Below are 17,387 nucleotides of genomic sequence, written 5' to 3' on the forward strand. Positions count from 1 at the left end.
CATTAAAGAACGCATGGGCCAGTTAGGACATATCGACTGTCATCACCTAAGTAAAAGTGTGATCAGAGGGCAAAATAGGAGGTTATATCTGCTTTGCGTGCTGGATGATTATTCCCGCCTGGCCTGGGCACAGGTGATGGAAGACATCACCGCGCTGACCACCATGTTCACTGCCATGCATTGCATGCAGGCGCTCAAACGGGAGTTCGGCATCCAGTTCGAGGAGATCATTGCTGATAACGGCCCGGAGTTTGGTACTTCAACAAGTTTGCAAAAGCGGAACCATCCTTTTGAGCGAATGTTAATGGAAACAGGCATCAAACGGCGGTACATGCAGCCTTATCGGCCGCAAACCAACGGCAAGGTGGAACGCTTTTGGAGGACGCTTAAAGAAGACCTTATTGAAGATACCGATTTCGACAGCTTTGAAGAGCTGGAAGATGAACTCCTCAAATATCTTGTTTATTATAACTGGGAACGGCCACATCAGGGCATCAATGGTAAAAAACCTATCGATATGGTCACCCTAAACAACAAATAAAAACACCTGATTCTGTTACCGAATTACTAAACCCTTACAATTGCGAGGTACGAAGCAATCTCTTTGCTATACAGAGCGACCATGCAAGTCCGACCTGCCTGTGTAGAGATTGCTTCGTACCTCGCAATGACGAGACTTCGTAAGTCTGACATTCTCCCCCCTCAACACTAATTTTTTATTTTATCCAATCCAAAGCTTAATTTCGTAAAATTGGTTTGCTTTACAGGCTAATACCATGCTATGCGTAGATCCTTGCTCATTTTTATATCACTATTTTGCATTACTACCCTAAATGCCAGTGGGGTTGATATAAAAAGCATAGGTGTACCCTATGTTCAAAATTACACGAAGGCCATGTACCAGTCGGGCAATCAAAACTGGAGTGTAACGCGCGATGAGCATGGTGTTATGTATTTTGGCAATGCCGAAGGCTTACTTTCTTTTGATGGCAAATACTGGCAGCAGCACCATATGCCAAATTCCCTTATCGTTCGTTCAGTATCTACCGATGGCAGGGGGAAAATTTACGTAGGTGCTTATGGCGAATTTGGTTATTGGGCCGATGACAACAAAGGCTTTTTAAAATACAATTCGCTTGTTGGCCTGGTACCCAAAAAATTCCTGCCCATAAACGAGGAGATCTGGAAAATATATGTTGATGGCGATAGGGTGATCTTCCAATCGTTTGGATGTATCTACATTTACTCAAAGGGGAAGATAGAGGTCATCAAGGCACCAAGCCCATACTTGTTCATGTTTAAAGCCGGTAAACGCTTTTTTATTGAGCAGGTATCAACCGGCCTGTTTGAGCTTATAAACAATCGCTTGTTGTATGTTGAGGGTAGCAATATATTAGGGCCCAGCGGTGTACTTTCCATGCTGCCGTTTCAAAAAGGCAAGTATATTATAGGCACAGCCCAAAACGGGTTGTTTATTTATGATGGCCAAACCATAAAACCATGGGTAAACCAGGCAAACGACTTTTTAAAAACATATCAACTCAATAACGGGGCTAAAATAGCCGACAAGTATTTTGCTTATGGCACTATTTTAAACGGGATTGTGGTGGTTGATACTGCAGGCAATGTAGTGCAGCACATCAATAAATCAAGCGGACTACAGAACAACACTGTTTTAAGCTTATATACCGATAGTGAACAAAACCTTTGGGCGGGTTTGGATAACGGCATAGACCGGATTGAGGTAAACTCGCCATTATATTTTTATTTCGATAAAACCGGCAAGTTCGGTACCGTATATTCCAGTATCATATTTGATAAAAAAATATACCTTGGCACCAACCAGGGCTTATTTTACAGCGACTGGATTGCCGATAATAACAGCAAACTTTTCCAGTCTTTTGACTTTAAACTTATCCCCGGCTCACAGGGGCAGGTATGGGAACTTTCCCTGCAGGATGGACGCCTACTTTGTGGCCATAATGATGGCACCTACCAGGTAAATGGCAATACCATCACCAAAATATCTACCATAACTGGCGGCTGGACCATTAAAAAATTAAGCGAAGACAAACTCATCCAGGGGACTTATACCGGCCTGGTTATTTTCAAAAAAGATGCAGCCGGCAACTGGGTCTTTGATCATAAAATTGAAGGCTTTGGCGAGCCATCCCGCTATGTGGAGCAAGATAACAAAGGGCAAATATGGGTAAGTCATGCCTATAAAGGCATTTATAAAGTGACCCTGAGTGCCGATCTGAAAAAGGTAACCTCAAAAGTATATTACGATAGCAAATATGGTTTGCCGGGCAGTTTCAACGTAAACGTGTTTGATCTTGATAACCGCGTTGTGTTTTCATCAGATTCGGGCTTTTATATTTATGATGACATTACCGATCGCTTTTTTAAATACACCCAGCTCAACAAAAAGCTGGGCACTTTTGCCACATCCAGTAAAATCATAAAAGCCATCGGCAAAAAATACTGGTTCATTAACCAGGGGCGGGTAGCTTTGGCCGATTTTTCAACGCCTGGCAGGTTAAGTATCGATACCAACCGTTTCAGCATCCTCAACGGGCAAATGGTGCAGCATTACGAAACTATAAACCGCATCAATAATGCTACCTACCTCATCAGTATTGATGATGGTTTTGTGATCCTGAATGATGAGGACGCGCTTTTACCCAATAAGATCGATATCCCCCGGGTTTTGATCCGTCAGCTGGAGAACATTACCGATAAAGTTTTTGCCATCAGCGAAAACAGCCACAACCTTAATGTCACCGAGATCCCTTATACGCAAAACAATATCCGCATCTCCTATTCGCTGCCTTATTATAAACAGGCAAAAATAAAGTTCCAGTATTATTTAGAAGGTTACTCCCGCCAATGGAGCGATTGGACGCAACAAAGCCAGAAAGAATTTACCAATCTTGACCAAGGCACTTATCACTTTAAGGTACGCGCTAAAATCAATGATCAAAACGTATCACAAATTACTACGTTAACCTTTGTTATTTTACCTCCATGGTATGCGGGCAACCTGGCTATGGCATTTTACGCGTTGTTGCTGGTACTCTCCTACTACGTGGTAAGGTATTATTATCGCCTTAAATTAAAGCGGCATCAGCACCGTATTCATGAAAAGCTACAGCATGAAAAGGAGGAGTTTTTAAAGCAGGAAGCCTTTGCCAATGAACAGCACATCATCAACATAAAAAACGAGCAGTTACAGGCCGATCTTGCAGGTAAAAGCCGCGAGCTGGCTAACTCGGCCATGAATTTGGTTTACAAGAACGAATTACTGCAAAAGATAAGTGAAGAAATAGCACATCTAAAAGATAGCACCGGCAAAAAATTAGCCGATGATCAGATGCGCCGTATCCAGAAAGTTATAGACGAGGGCATGAATGATGAGCGCGACTGGAATATATTTGAAAAGAGCTTTAACGAGGCACATGAAAACTTCTTCAAAAAACTAAAATCAGGCCACCCAGACCTGGTACCAAATGACCTTAAACTATGTGCCTACCTGCGCATGAACATGAGCAGTAAAGAGATGGCATCGCTTTTAAACATCTCCCTGCGCGGTGTTGAAATAAGGCGCTATCGCCTGCGTAAAAAGCTCAACCTCGACCACGATAAAAACCTTGTGGAGTTTCTCATCGAGTTATAATACTACATCATTACCTCTCATAACCATAAGTAAACATAGTGTACAGGCCCTTACTGTTGTAGTATGTAAGCCGTACACTATCACAATCTAAATTTCAGGTTATCAAATAGTTAAGAAAATAAAAAACACATCGTGAGAAAGCTTGTTATGGTTGATGTATTAATGTTGAGTTAATTTTTTTGATTTAACTGCATTATCTACACAGCTTTGTAGACTAATAAACCAATTATTTCTAACCCGTTTTTATTAATTAACCACTATGAAAAGAATTTTTACTATTTCAGGGGTGATGTTATTGTTCTTATTTTCCGTTACTGCTGCGTTTGCACAAAACATAACAGTGAAGGGTAAAGTAGCAGATGCTAGTACAGGTGAAGCCCTAATAGGCGTCTCTGTTTTAGTTAAAGGAACAACTACAGGCACCCAAACAGATGTTAATGGCGCGTTCACCATTAATGCTGCCGGTACAGCTACCTTAACATTCGCCTATATAGGGTACGCATCTAAAGAAGTGCCAGTAAACGGCCAAACCGCTATTGACGTTCGCCTGCAACCACAAACTAACGAGTTACAGCAGGTTGTTGTGGTTGGTTACGGTACGCAACGCAAGCTTGATGTTACCGGTTCGGTGGCATCAGTTAAAGGCGAGGAAATATCCAAGCAAGCATCAACAAACGTTGTCAGCTCTTTACAAGGTAAAGTTGCGGGCGTTCAAATTACCAATGCGGGCGGTCCGGGCGCATCGCCGCAGATCCGTATCCGTGGTTTAGGTACCGTATATGGAAACGCAAACCCGCTTTACGTAGTTGACGGTGTTTGGTTTGATGATATCAGCTTTTTAAATTCCAATGATATCGAGAACATGAGTATCCTTAAGGATGCATCAAGCGAATCAATATATGGTGTGCGCGCTGCCAATGGTGTAGTTTTAATCACCACCAAAAAGGGCAAAGGTGCTCCAAGCATCAACTATAGCGCTTACGCAGGCTGGCAAAGAGTTACTAATCAGCCAAAACTGGCTACCGGGGCTGAATATGCTACGCTGATTAACGAGCTTAATACCATAAACCAGCCAACAGATCCTATTACATTTGCCGATCCATCCAAATTTGGCCAAGGCACCAACTGGCTTAATGATATTTTACGCAATGCTTTCACCATGAAGCATGACTTAACTGTTAGTGGCAGTACAGAAAAATCAACTTATACTTTTTCTGCCGGCTACTTAAAACAGCAAGGTGTTGTTAAGGGAAACGATTATGACAGGATAACCTTACACATGCAACAAGATGTGCAGGCAACAAATTTCCTTAAACTGGGCTACAATGCAGTTTTACAAGGCAACAATTCAAAAGATGCACCGGGTGCAGTTATCTATAAGGCCTTTACAGCGGCACCTATTGTGCCCGTATTTTATAATGATGGAACGTATGGCGATCCGGGCGATTTCCCTATCGGGAACGCTACCAACAATCCCCAGGCACAAATCGATTTTTTTAACCAGAAATCAAAAGGCTACCGCGTAACTGGTAATATGTTTGCCGATGTTAAAATTCTTAAAGAATTAACATTCCACACCAGCTTTGGTGGCGAGTTTGGCCAGGCCGAAGTTTTAGGTTACAACCCGGTTTACAAAGCCAACTCCGTTCAGTTCAATGCCATCAGTGATCTTAATGTTTCAAGGGCCGAAGTGCGCAATTGGATCTGGGAAAACACATTGACTTATGATAAAACCATAGCTAAGGATCATCACCTAACCGTTTTGGTAGGTCAGTCTGCGCAGCGTTATAAATCATACAACATTAATGCAACTGCACAAAATGTACCGTATACAAGCTCTGGCGACCTTTACTTAAGTTTGGGGTCAAATGATACCAGAACAGTTAATGACAGTGGCGATTTGGCTACTTACCAGTCATATTTTGGTCGTGTTAACTATTCATTTAAAAACAGGTATTTACTAAATGCTTCCATACGTGGAGATGGATCTTCAAAATTCATTGGCAACCAACGCTGGGGTTATTTTCCTTCGGTAGGAGCCGGCTGGGTTATCAGCAATGAGGAATTTATGAAAAATCAGCAGATTTTTGATAACCTGAAATTGAGGGGCAGCTGGGGTAAAATTGGTAATGCATCCGTGCCAGCCAACTTATCAACCTTAACAGTAAATAACTCCGCAGCTTTCACAGCAATTTACAACGGCCAACCGGCTACAGGTGCAAATATTACAGCAATTGTACCTCCAACTACTTATTGGGAACGTGGTGTTGGTACCGACGTAGGTTTAGAAATGAGTTTCATGAAAAGCCGGTTAACATTTGAGGCTGATTTTTACAACAAGAAAACAGAGCAAGCCATATTTTCTATCCCGGTATTAGGTTCATTAGGCACTGATGGCGGAACCATCATTGGCAACCAGGCCAGCTTCCAAAACCGCGGTTTTGAGTTTACTTTAGGCTGGAGGGATAATATAAGCAAAGATTTCTCTTACAGTCTTAACGGTAACCTTAGTATCAACAACAACAAGGTATTATCTACCCAAACAGGTGCAAACCCAATTTATGCAGGCGGCGCGGCGGCTACAGGCGGGCAGTATAGTACCCGTACCATATTAGGCCAGCCAATTGGCGAATTTTATGGATTAGTGGTTGATGGAGTTTTCCAAAACACTACAGAAATTGCCAATTCGCTTCAAAAGGATGCCAAACCAGGCGACTTTAGGTTTAAAGACCTGAACGGCGATAAAGTTATTGATGCTAAAGACCGTACAATTATAGGCAACCCAAATCCTAAATATTTATATGGTTTTAACACAACATTTAATTACAAAGCATTTGATCTAAGCCTTGATTTCCAGGGAGTAGCCGGTGTTGATGTTTATAACGCAAATAAAGGCCTGCGTTACGGTTCTGAAAACTTTACGCAAGATTTTTATGATCATCGCTGGCATGGCGATGGTACTTCAACTACCTACCCATCTGCAAACATAGGCGGTGGTAACAACTATAAACCAAATACATTTTTTGTTGAAAGCGGCAGCTATTTCAGGGTACGTAATATGCAGCTTGGATATACATTACCATCGGCCATTGCTTCAAAAATATTCCTGAAGAGGCTTAGGTTGTATGCCAATGCGCAAAACGCCTTAAACTTCTTTAAGTACAAAGGTTTCAACCCAGAAATAGGTGGACAGGGCGATCAGCCTGGTATTAATGCTGGTATCGATAACGGTGCCTACCCATTATATGCCACTTACAATTTTGGTATCAACGCTACATTTTAACAATTAAAATATTTTAAGATATGTTTCGCAATAAAAACAATTATGTAAATGCACTAAGTATTGGTGCACTTGCAATAATGATAATTATGCAGGGGTGCAAAAAAAGCTTTTTAGATGTGCCGCCGCAAGGTAAGCAAGCCAGTGCCGAATTTTTTAAGACACAGGATGACGCTACCAAAGCCGTAAACTCCATATACGCTAATTTAAGAGAGTGGAAAGAAACAGCTTTTGCACCAATGGCCGTTGAAAGCTTAGGTTCTGATGAAACAGAAAAAGGCAGCACACCAAGTGATGCCAGTTTCATGAATACCTATGATAATTTTACGGTTACTGCTACCGATGGCCAGCTTCAGGATTTTTGGAACGGGCAATATCAAAGCATTAATCTTTGTAATCAGGTGCTTGATAACTTACCAAAAATCAGCATGGATGACAACCTGAAGACCCGCTACCTTGCCGAAGCTAAATTTGTACGTGCTTACAACTACTTTAGGTTGGTACGTGCATTTGGCGACGTGGTTTTAAGGCAGCACATTGCAAAGGATGCCAGCGAGTATAACCTGCCACGCACCGCGAAAGCTACTGTTTATGCCGCTATTGAACAAGACTTAACCGATGCTGCTGCTGTATTGCCACAATCATACGGCTCTGCAGATATTGGCCGTGCAACCAAAGGCGCTGCATTAGCTTTACATGCTAAAGTTGCCATGTACCAAAAGAAATGGGCAGATGTTTTAAACTACACTAACCAGGTTATGGGCTTGGGCTATTCATTATTCCCCAACTTCGAAAAACTGTTTAGAATAGCTAATGAAAACTCTTCTGAATCGGTTTTCGAAATACAATGTCAAAGCTTACCAAGCATTTCCGGTGCATCAACCAGCCAATACTCTCAAATACAGGGTGTAGCAGGCGAACCGAACGGTGGATGGGGCTTTAACGTGCCAACACAAGCGTTGGTTGATGCCTTTGAACCAGGCGATCCACGTATGGATGCAACTATCATTTTCAGGGGAGAAACTACACCAGAAGGTGATGCAATTTCATTAACAGGAGCAAATCCACGGTATAATCAAAAATCATACGTGCCATTCAATGTGCCATGGGTATCAAACCAGGGCGAGGATCAGAACGTCCGTGTAATCCGTTATGCCGATGTGTTGTTAATGAATGCCGAAGCAGCCAACGAAACCGGCGATGCCGCAAAAGCATTAACAGATTTGGAACTAGTACGTGCAAGGGCGAGGGCCGGCAACAATGCCATTTTACCAAAAGTGACCACAACAGACCAAGCCGCGCTGCGCAATGCTATATGGCATGAACGCCAGGTTGAACTGGCCATGGAATTTGATCGTTATTTCGATGTAATCCGCCAAGGCCGCGCTGTAACAGTTTTTGGTCCTAAGGGCTTTAAGGCAGGCATCAATGAGGTTTGGCCAATCCCACAAAATGAGATCGATCTAAGTGCAGGTGTATTAACACAAAACAAAGGGTATAATTAATTAAACAATGATTCTCATGAAAAGAAAATATATAAGTATGGTAATTGCCGCTATTGCCGGTTTAGGATTATCATCATGTCAAAAAAGTTATGATCCTGCCAGCTATGCCCCTAAACTGGATATTGGAGGCTTTACCAGCTCAAATGATGTAGCTAAAGGAAGCTTAGTAGGCTATTGGGGCTTTAACGGAAATTTAAAGGATAGCATCTCTAATTCTGTAGGTGTGGCAACGGGTACCAAGTTTGGTAAAGGTGTAAAAGGCCAGGCCCTACAGGGTGCCTTAAACAGCTACGTTTTGACAACTCCGGGTCCGGGCGTTACTGCTATCCAAAGCTTTACTATTACTGAGTGGATAAACACACCTCCACCATCAACAGGTATAGTAGGTGTTTTCACATTAGCAAAAACAGATGGTTTCTGGGGCAATCTGGAAATCTTTTTTGAAAATGGAAGTACTGCCGATAATGGCAAAGTGAGAGTCCATATTGCCCAGGGTAATAACGACAGAACATATTCTGTAGATGGGGTAGCCAATTTGTTTAATAACTGGACAAATTTGGGTGTATCATATGATGCAACAACAAATACCTGCAAGCTATATGTAAATGGTTCAAAAGTTAATAGCGGCACAGTACCCGGGCTAACCGGTCCTGCAAATTTTACAAATGCGGGCAAAATGGTATTTGGCTGTGTGCAGTTCCAGACTACGCCAAGCCAAACATCATCCACCAGCAAACAAGATTGGGCCAGCTATTTAATCGGCCAGCTTGATGAAGTAAGAATATACAACAAAGCGCTTACAGATGCTGAAGTGAATGCTATTGTAAAACTTGAAGGAAGAGGAAAATAAAGGTTGATTGATTTGGGTTGCCCTGCGCAAGCAGGGTAACCTTTTTTTATTTGCTGAACATCGTGACTAACTTTTGCATAGGACGATTGCGTTAAAAACATGAAGAATTTAAAGTTTTTTGTTGGAATGGGCATGTTTTTAATACTTTTTGCCTGTGGCAAAGGGTCAAAACCTACCCCAACTCCTGTTATCCCGCCGGTTACCTCGTTTAGCTTTAATGCTTTAAAAGTGAACGGAAAAAACAACGGGTTTAAATATGTAAATGTTAATGCCAAACCGGCAATTGCCATTACATTTTCAACCCCGCTTAACCAGTCATCAGTAGCAAGCAGCATTAGTATAACCAGTAAAGCCGGTGCTACTGTTACCTTTAGCACTACTTACCAAAACAGCGATAGTACGGTTGTGATAATTCCCACGGGCTTATCGCCTATTACACAGTATACCCTAAATGTTACTACAGCGCTAAAATCTGCAAAGAATGGCAACCTGCAATCAGCATTGGCTGTGCAGCTTACTACGGCTATCGATAGTACAAAAAAATTCAGCACCATAACTGATGATCAGCTTTTGGACCTGGTGGAGAAACAAACACTAAAATACTTTTATGAATTTGGTCATCCTACCAGCGGCCTGGCACGCGAACGCAATTCATCGGGCGATGTAGTAACTACCGGCGGCTCGGGTTTTGGCATCATGGCTATTGTTGCAGGTATTAACCGTGGCTTTATATCGCACGCCGATGGGTTAACCAGGATGCAAAAGATAGTAGGCTTTTTGAATACCAAAGCTCAAAAGTTTCATGGCGCGTTTCCACATTGGATGAATGGCAATACAGGGGCTGTTGTACCCTTCAGCGCACAGGATAATGGTGCCGACTTGGTAGAGACCGCCTACCTGATGCAAGGCCTGATAACCGCGCGCCAGTATTTTAATGGCGCCGGCACAAATGAAGCACAACTGCGTACCGATATTAACACTTTATGGAACGGTGTAGAATGGGACTGGTTTCGCCAAAACAGCCAAAATGTTTTATACTGGCACTGGAGCCCGGATCAGGGCTGGGCCATCAATATGAAAATTACCGGTTGGAACGAGGCATTAATCGTTTATGTTTTAGGGGCATCATCATCAACTCATACTATCCCCAAAATTGTGTATGACCAGGGATGGGCCAATAATGGGGGCATTAAAAATGGCAATAACTATTACGGTGTTACCTTGCCACTCGGTCCGGCACAGGGTGGCCCAATGTTTTTTGCGCATTACTCGTTCTTAGGCATCAACCCAAAAGGCTTAAACGACGCCTATGCCAATTATGAAACACAGAACAAGGCGCATGCCACCATCAATTATAATTACTGCGTTGCCAACCCACAAGGCAACAGCGGCTACAGTGCCAACTGCTGGGGGCTTACCGCAAGTGATATTGAAGGAGGCTACACTGCAAGCTCACCAACCAATGATGTTGGAGTAATTGCGCCAACTGCGGCCATAGCATCTTTGCCTTATACGCCAACACAATCTATGGCGGCGCTAAGGTTCTTTTACTATACACTTGGCGATAAACTGTGGGGACAGTATGGCTTTTATGATGCCTTCAATTTAACCAACCCCTGGTTTGCAGATTCATACCTGGCTATTGATCAGGGACCTATTATTGTGATGATAGAGAACTACCGCAGCAGCTTGCTCTGGAACTTGTTTATGAGTGCTCCTGAAGTAAAAACCGGCATGAAAAACTTAGGATTCAGTAGTCCTAATCTATAAAATCTTAATAACGATATTTTACATGAAAAAAATTATAATTACCCCTTTTTTGCTGATGCTTGCCCTATGTTGCTTTGCACAAAAGCAGTCAAAAACCACAACAGCGGATGGCATTAAACCAGTAGGCATTATAAAAAACCTTACTGATAGCGCTTTGCTTGATGTGGTACAACGCCAAACGTTCCGTTATTTTTGGGATTTTGGGCACCCGGTAAGCGGTCTTGCCCGCGAGCGCAGCAATAAGTCGTTTGATTATGGCGATGAGGTAGTAACCACCGGGGGATCTGGCTTTGGCATTATGGCGCTTATTGTGGCTGATAGCCGCAAATGGGTAAGCCATGAACAGGCTGTTGACAGGATGGTGAAAATGGTTAACTTTTTATTTAAAGCAAACTCCTTCCACGGTGCATTCCCGCACTGGATGAACGGCGAAACAGGCAAGATAATCCCTTTTGGCCGCAAGGATGATGGTGGCGATATTGTGGAGTCGGCCTATTTATTCCAGGGGCTTTTATGCGCTAAACAATATTTTACAGCCGACAATCCCAAAGAGCAACGCATCCGCGACGTAATCAGCTGGATGTGGGGCGAAATGGAGTGGAGCTGGTACACCCGCGATGGCAGAGACGCCCTTTACTGGCACTGGAGCCCCAATAACGGCTGGGCTATGAATTTCCCTATCCACGGCTTTAATGAATGCCTTATAACGTACGTGCTGGCTGCATCCGCAGATAGATACCCTGTAAGCGCCGATGTTTACCACAGAGGCTGGGCGCAAAGCGATTTCTTCAAAAACGGCAAAACCTTTTATGGTTATAAACTGCCGTTAGGCTTTGATTTTGGCGGACCGCTCTTCTTTTCACAATACTCGTTCATGGGTCTAAATCCCACAGGGTTAAAAGATCAGTATGCCGATTATTGGGAACAGAATAAAAACCATAGCCTCATTAACTATGCTTACTGCGTAGATAATCCTAAAAAATTTAAAGGTTACGGCGAAAACTGCTGGGGACTTACCGCAAGTGATAACTTTGAAGGCTACAATGCGCACTCGCCCACTAATGATCTTGGAGTAATAACACCAACGGCCGCATTATCAGCATTTCCATACACACCGGAGCAATCCATGAAAGCACTACGCCATTTTTATTATGACCTGGGCGATAAAATCTGGGGCGAATATGGCTTTACCGATGCCTTCAGCGAATCGCATAACTGGTATGCAAAATCATACCTGGCCATTGATCAGGGTCCAATTGTAGTGATGATAGAAAATTACCGCACCGGCCTGCTTTGGAAACTTTTCATGAGCAGCCCCGAAGTGCAGCACGGCTTAACTAAGCTCGGTTTTGAAAGCCCGGCAATTGCAAAGAAATAAAATGAGTCACGCTATCGCCGAGTGATAAAATTTTTCAAAACGCTGAAGGTGAAAAATGATGTTTTAAAAGGTTTGTCATCCTGAGGAACGAAGGATCTATTCGCAAACCTTACAGGGTGAAGAAGCATGGTGGAGAGTAGATCCTTCACTGCGTTCAGGATGACAAAGTTTTTTTTTGCAAATACTTCATTTACAATCCCGAAGTGTGCAATGGCATAGATTTATGTAATCAAAAAGGCCACGAAATCGTGGCCTTTTTGATTACATGCTATTCCTGCTCCGGTTTTTTAGGCAGGGTTTTCATAATAAACTTTGGCTTGTAAGCGGGTTTGGCGGCCGGAGTTTCCTCGATAGACTTTGTTTCAGCCCCTTCAACCGACGGTGAAATTGTTTCTTCTTTTTCCTCGGGTTTTTCCTCTGTCTCAACAGTTTTGGGCTTCATCATCGCAGCATTAAAGCGCGGTTTAAAAGCAGGCTTTGGGGCTGGGCTCTCTTCTGTTTTATCCGTTGCCGGCTCAGGAGTCGATTCCTGTTTCTCTTCTGCAGGTGCAGCGTCTTCAACAACTGGCTTTGGTTTCATCATAGCCGCGTTAAAGCGTGGTTTAAAGCCTGGCTTGGCAACGGGTGTTTCTGGTTGCGGGGCAACCGGCTCTTCTTTTACTTCCGGCTTTTCCTCATTAATATCTGCACTTTCTGCAGGTTTAGGCTTAACCATACCCGCGTTAAAGCGCGGTTTAAAGCCAGGTTTGGCAACAGGTGATTCTGCCTGCGGGGCGGCTGACTCCTCTTTTACTTCGGGCTTTTCCTCATTAACCTCCGTGCTTTCTATAGGTTTAGGCTTCACCATCCCTGGGTTAAAACGGGGCTTAAAAGCAGGTTTTGAGGCACTGTTTTCGGCGGGTGTTGTCTCCTCTGCCGATTTAACTTCCTCCTGCTTTTCTTCCACAGGTTTGGGAGTAATAGCTGCCCTGAATTTAGGTGTAAAACCAACTTTAGGCGAAGGTGTTACTGGTTCTGTCAAACTTTCTACTATAGTTTGCTCGGCAATAGGATTTGGTGTGTTAAACTTCTCCGTTTTTATTTCCTGCGGAGCAGGAAACCTGCGCCTGAGCTTATTGAACCAATATTTTTTGGTATGATCGAAACTCTTTTCGCCCATTTGTTCAAAGTGCTCTTTAAATTCAGAAAACAGCGATCCCTCCGCGGCTTGCAAAGCTGCCAGGTCAATCTTTTTCTTTTTAAAAAACTCTTCGAAAACCATTTGATTAATTTGAAGATTTGGTAATTTGAAGATTTGAAAATACCTTTTTAATTTTCAAATTGGCACATATTCAAATTTTCAAATCAATTGAAATTCACGTCCACATCCAACTGATTAAAATGAATGCCCTTATCGGTTTGTTTCCAGTCGTTCCGCTCCTCGTCGGTAGCGTTCATCAGCTTGGGGAACCATTCCAGCGGGAAAGCCTGCTGCTTGCCATCAGCTTTTTCAACAAAAAGCAAGCCGTTAGCAAAGGTTACCTTAACTTTCTTTTCTTCCTTACGTGAGCTGAATAGTGGCATAGTATTAATTTTTAATCCCCGTCATTGCGAGGCACGAAGCAATCCCTAATATACAGAGCGAACTTGAACAGCTGACCTGCCGACCGGGGATTGCTTCGTTCCTCGCAATGACGAGTGGTGAAGAAATCCGAAATCCGTTTACTCTGCCATATTATGGTACACCGCCTGCACGTCGTCGTCTTCCTCTAAGCGGTCAATCAATTTCATAATATCGGTAACCTGTTCTTCGGTTACTTCATGGAATGATTGCGGAACACGCTCCAGCTTGGCCGATTTTACTTCAACACCTAACTCTTCAAGCGCTTTTTGCATTTTTCCAAAATCTTCAAAGGCTGTATGTATAACGCCAATATCGTTACCTTCTTCATCTGCTTCCACAAACAAATCTTCAAGGCCGGCATCAATCAGTTCAAATTCCAGTTCTTCCAGGTCGCGGTCGCCGGGTTCAAAAGTAAAAACAGATTTACGGGTGAAAATAAAATCAAGCGATCCTGTTTTACCCAACGAGCCTCCATATTTTGTAAAGTAACTACGCACATTTGCAACGGTACGGTTGGTATTATCTGTCGCGGTTTCTACCAAAACGGCTACACCGTAGGGCGCATATCCCTCATAAACCAGTTCTTCGTAATCCTTTTCATCGCGGCTGGTCGCCCTTTTTATAGCGGCTTCCACCCTATCTTTGGGCATGTTAACAGCCTTGGAGTTCTGAACAGCAGTTCTTAAACGCGAGTTGGTATTAATATCACCACCACCGGCTTTCACAGCCATTACAATTTCTTTACCTAAACGGGTAAACTGCACTGCCATTTTAGCCCAGCGCTTAAACTTTCTCTCTTTGCGGAATTCAAATGCTCTTCCCATAACTTTTTATTTATCCATCATCTATGTTCTACAGACCATAAACTCAGCGAATATAATTTGTTTTTATATAAATTTTGTAAAACAACAAGGTAAAACCTTTATCCTTTCGCCTTTATACTTTTGCCTCTATATATAACTATATAACCCTTTTTAAATTCTCCAGCATATCAGCCGTCATTTTTCCCAGATCGTATTCCAGTTTCCAGCCCCAGTCCTGCTGCGCGCTACTATCATCAATTGATTTTGGCCAGCTATCGGCAATGGCCTGGCGTGGATCACTTTCTACATAACCCATCTCAAAGGCAGGAATATGTTTTTTGATCTCTTCGGCCAGTTGCGCCGGGGTAAAGCTTATACCCGCCAGGTTATATGATGACCGTATCTTAACGTCTTCTGCCGGTGCATCCATCAAACTGATGGTTGCCCGTATGGCATCTTCCATATACATCATTGGCAGCGCGGTATCCGCAGAAAGAAAACTTTCATACTTGCCTTTTTTTAATGCCTCATGAAATATATGTACGGCGTAATCGGTAGTACCGCCACCGGGTGATGCCTTCCAGCCAATTAAGCCGGGGTAACGGATGCTGCGCACGTCAACGCCATATTTGGTATAATAATATTCGCACCAGCGTTCGCCGGCCAATTTGCTAAAACCATATACGGTATTGGGGTCCATTACACAATACTGCGGCGTATTAAACTGCGGCGAATGCGGACCAAAAACAGCTATAGAACTTGGCCAGAAAACCTTGCCTGTTTTAAACTCAACAGCAAAATCAAGTACATGCAGCAGACCGGTCATATTCAGATCCCAGGCCATTTTAGGTTTCTGCTCGCCTACGGCAGATAGTATGGCTGCCAGCAGATAAACCTGGGTTGGGCGATGTTTATCAAAAATATGGTGCAGGTTATCTTTGTCCAGCACGTTTACAATTTCATAGGGTCCGCTGTTGCGTATAGCGTAGGTTGGATCATTAATATCAGATGCTATTACGTTTTCTGCTCCGTGAATACCTCGCAAAGCCATTACCAGTTCGGTTCCTATCTGGCCATTGGCCCCGATCACTAAAATCTTTTCGCTCATTCAGTTTTTGAGTTTAGGCAAAGGTAGGAATTTGGGTGAAATGTTGACGGTCTGGGAAACCCCATATTGCCAATCAAGTGTGCATATTTATAACCAACCCGATCCAATATCAACCACTAACTATTCACTAATTAACTACCAACTAAGTAGATTATCCAAAAAATTATGCATCTTTGAAGTTTAATGTTTTATTATATAACAAATTAACAATCAATGAACCCCAGAAGGGAGCTTCATTACATTTAAAAACAAATTAACACAATGAAAGTCGCAGTAGTAGGTGCTACAGGATTAGTAGGCACCAAAATGTTGCAGGTTCTTGCAGAACGCAACTTCCCCGTTACAGAATTAATTCCCGTAGCTTCAGAGAAAAGTATTGGTAAAGAAATTACTTTTAAGGGTAAGCAGTTTAAGGTGGTTTCTGTTGAGGATGCGATTAAGATGAAGCCGGATGTAGCTATTTTTAGCGCCGGCGGAAGCACTTCATTACAGCAGGCCCCGTTATTTGCGGCGGCTGGTACAACCGTTATTGATAACTCATCCGCCTGGCGTATGGATCCAACCAAAAAACTGGTTGTGCCCGAAGTTAATGCTGATGTATTGACCGCTGACGATAAGATCATTGCCAACCCAAATTGCTCAACCATACAAATGGTGGTGACCTTAAAGCCACTGCACGATAAATATAAAATAAAAAGGGTGGTTGTTTCAACCTACCAATCGGTAACAGGTACCGGCGTAAAAGCTGTCGATCAGTTATTTAACGAACGTAATGGTGTTGATGGGCCAAAGGTATACCCTTACACTATCGATCTGAACGTTATTCCGCAGATTGACGTTTTCACCGAAAATGGTTACACCAAAGAGGAAATGAAAATGATTCTGGAAACCAAAAAGATCATGGGCGATGACAGTATTAAGGTAACTGCCACTACCGTGCGTATCCCGGTTATGGGTGGTCACTCAGAGTCGGTAAATATCGAGTTTGAAAATGATTTCGATTTGGGCGAAGTACGGGAATTACTGGCTAATTCGCCGGGAATCATCGTTGTTGATGATCCTGCGAACCTCAAATACCCTATGCCGCTTGACGCGCATGATAAAGATGAGGTTTTTGTTGGCCGTTTGCGTCGTGATGAAAGCCAGGACAATACTTTAAACTGCTGGATAGTATCTGATAACCTGCGTAAAGGCGCGGCTACCAATGCTGTACAAATTGCAGAATATTTAGCTGCCAAACATTTGATCGGCCAGCCGGTTGAAGCGTAAGCTATTTGCGTGAATGGTTGATTAGATTAACAGCTGTTAACTTAATCAATCAAAAACCTAAAATCAGAATAGGGATGATCAAACGATTATCCCTATTTTGTTTTTATAAATATTTTCGATGAAAACCTGCTGGCTCCTTTCCTTT

General features: G+C 42.9%; 12 protein-coding genes. 8 read left to right on the forward strand and 4 right to left on the reverse strand.

From position 1 onward, the window contains the following. The 7 genes from AC1DYB_RS09015 to AC1DYB_RS09045 all read left to right on the forward strand — a co-directional run. A partial coding sequence (locus AC1DYB_RS09015) for an integrase core domain-containing protein (protein WP_477434230.1) occupies positions 1–541 on the forward strand: 541 nt, incomplete at its 5' end. Between the two features lie 240 nt (positions 542–781). After that, positions 782–3,676 carry a ligand-binding sensor domain-containing protein gene (locus AC1DYB_RS09020; protein WP_477434232.1) on the forward strand — a complete coding sequence of 965 codons (2,895 nt, stop codon included), beginning with the start codon at positions 782–784 and terminating at the stop codon, positions 3,674–3,676. A 259-nt stretch (positions 3,677–3,935) separates the two neighbouring features. Then, positions 3,936–6,959: a SusC/RagA family TonB-linked outer membrane protein gene (locus AC1DYB_RS09025; protein ID WP_477434234.1), complete on the forward strand. Its 3,024-nt coding sequence runs from the start codon at positions 3,936–3,938 to the stop codon at positions 6,957–6,959. Positions 6,960–6,979: 20 nt separating this feature from the next. Continuing rightward, on the forward strand, positions 6,980–8,461 hold the full coding sequence (locus AC1DYB_RS09030) for a RagB/SusD family nutrient uptake outer membrane protein (protein WP_477434236.1): 1,482 nt from the start codon (positions 6,980–6,982) through the stop codon (positions 8,459–8,461). Between the two features lie 16 nt (positions 8,462–8,477). After that, entirely contained in the window at positions 8,478–9,311 is an 834-nt protein-coding gene (locus AC1DYB_RS09035) for a LamG domain-containing protein (RefSeq protein ID WP_295718208.1), read from the forward strand. A gap of 99 nt (positions 9,312–9,410) precedes the next feature. Then, positions 9,411–11,081 carry a glucoamylase family protein gene (locus AC1DYB_RS09040; protein ID WP_477434239.1) on the forward strand — a complete coding sequence of 557 codons (1,671 nt, stop codon included), beginning with the start codon at positions 9,411–9,413 and terminating at the stop codon, positions 11,079–11,081. Positions 11,082–11,103: 22 nt separating this feature from the next. Next, the gene (locus AC1DYB_RS09045) at positions 11,104–12,459 is read left to right on the forward strand and encodes a glucoamylase family protein (RefSeq protein ID WP_477434241.1); all 1,356 of its coding nucleotides are present in this window, start codon (positions 11,104–11,106) and stop codon (positions 12,457–12,459) included. Between the two features lie 268 nt (positions 12,460–12,727). On the opposite strand, the gene AC1DYB_RS09050 is transcribed toward AC1DYB_RS09045, so the two are convergent. The 4 genes from AC1DYB_RS09050 to AC1DYB_RS09065 form a co-directional block, all read right to left on the reverse strand. Next, positions 12,728–13,720: a hypothetical protein gene (locus tag AC1DYB_RS09050; protein WP_477434243.1), complete on the reverse strand. Its 993-nt coding sequence runs from the start codon at positions 13,718–13,720 to the stop codon at positions 12,728–12,730. Between the two features lie 83 nt (positions 13,721–13,803). Then, positions 13,804–14,022 carry a DUF2442 domain-containing protein gene (locus AC1DYB_RS09055; RefSeq protein WP_295718217.1) on the reverse strand — a complete coding sequence of 73 codons (219 nt, stop codon included), beginning with the start codon at positions 14,020–14,022 and terminating at the stop codon, positions 13,804–13,806. Between the two features lie 138 nt (positions 14,023–14,160). Then, complete coding sequence (locus tag AC1DYB_RS09060) at positions 14,161–14,886, reverse strand: YebC/PmpR family DNA-binding transcriptional regulator (RefSeq protein WP_295718220.1); 726 nt, start codon at positions 14,884–14,886, stop codon at positions 14,161–14,163. 136 nt (positions 14,887–15,022) lie between these two features. Beyond that, positions 15,023–15,973, reverse strand: a complete 951-nt coding sequence (locus tag AC1DYB_RS09065; protein WP_477434245.1) for an NAD-dependent epimerase/dehydratase family protein — start codon at positions 15,971–15,973, stop codon at positions 15,023–15,025. Between the two features lie 261 nt (positions 15,974–16,234). On the opposite strand from AC1DYB_RS09065, the gene AC1DYB_RS09070 reads away from it, so the two are divergent. After that, entirely contained in the window at positions 16,235–17,242 is a 1,008-nt protein-coding gene (locus tag AC1DYB_RS09070; RefSeq protein ID WP_295718225.1) for an aspartate-semialdehyde dehydrogenase, read from the forward strand. Positions 17,243–17,387: the final 145 nt, after the last annotated feature.

It is taken from the genome of Mucilaginibacter sp. P2_A4 (assembly GCF_056405015.1).

Excerpts from the sequence above, each read along its gene's own strand:
- AC1DYB_RS09060 (WP_295718220.1), bottom strand. The coding sequence starts at position 14,886 with ATGGGAAGAGCATTTGAATTCCGCAAAGAGAGAAAGTTTAAGCGCTGG.
- AC1DYB_RS09070 (WP_295718225.1), top strand. The coding sequence starts at position 16,235 with ATGAAAGTCGCAGTAGTAGGTGCTACAGGATTAGTAGGCACCAAAATG.
- AC1DYB_RS09050 (WP_477434243.1), bottom strand. The coding sequence starts at position 13,720 with ATGGTTTTCGAAGAGTTTTTTAAAAAGAAAAAGATTGACCTGGCAGCT.
- AC1DYB_RS09025 (WP_477434234.1), top strand. The coding sequence starts at position 3,936 with ATGAAAAGAATTTTTACTATTTCAGGGGTGATGTTATTGTTCTTATTT.
- AC1DYB_RS09030 (WP_477434236.1), top strand. The coding sequence starts at position 6,980 with ATGTTTCGCAATAAAAACAATTATGTAAATGCACTAAGTATTGGTGCA.
- AC1DYB_RS09065 (WP_477434245.1), bottom strand. The coding sequence starts at position 15,973 with ATGAGCGAAAAGATTTTAGTGATCGGGGCCAATGGCCAGATAGGAACC.
- AC1DYB_RS09055 (WP_295718217.1), bottom strand. The coding sequence starts at position 14,022 with ATGCCACTATTCAGCTCACGTAAGGAAGAAAAGAAAGTTAAGGTAACC.
- AC1DYB_RS09035 (WP_295718208.1), top strand. The coding sequence starts at position 8,478 with ATGAAAAGAAAATATATAAGTATGGTAATTGCCGCTATTGCCGGTTTA.
- AC1DYB_RS09045 (WP_477434241.1), top strand. The coding sequence starts at position 11,104 with ATGAAAAAAATTATAATTACCCCTTTTTTGCTGATGCTTGCCCTATGT.
- AC1DYB_RS09020 (WP_477434232.1), top strand. The coding sequence starts at position 782 with ATGCGTAGATCCTTGCTCATTTTTATATCACTATTTTGCATTACTACC.
- AC1DYB_RS09040 (WP_477434239.1), top strand. The coding sequence starts at position 9,411 with ATGAAGAATTTAAAGTTTTTTGTTGGAATGGGCATGTTTTTAATACTT.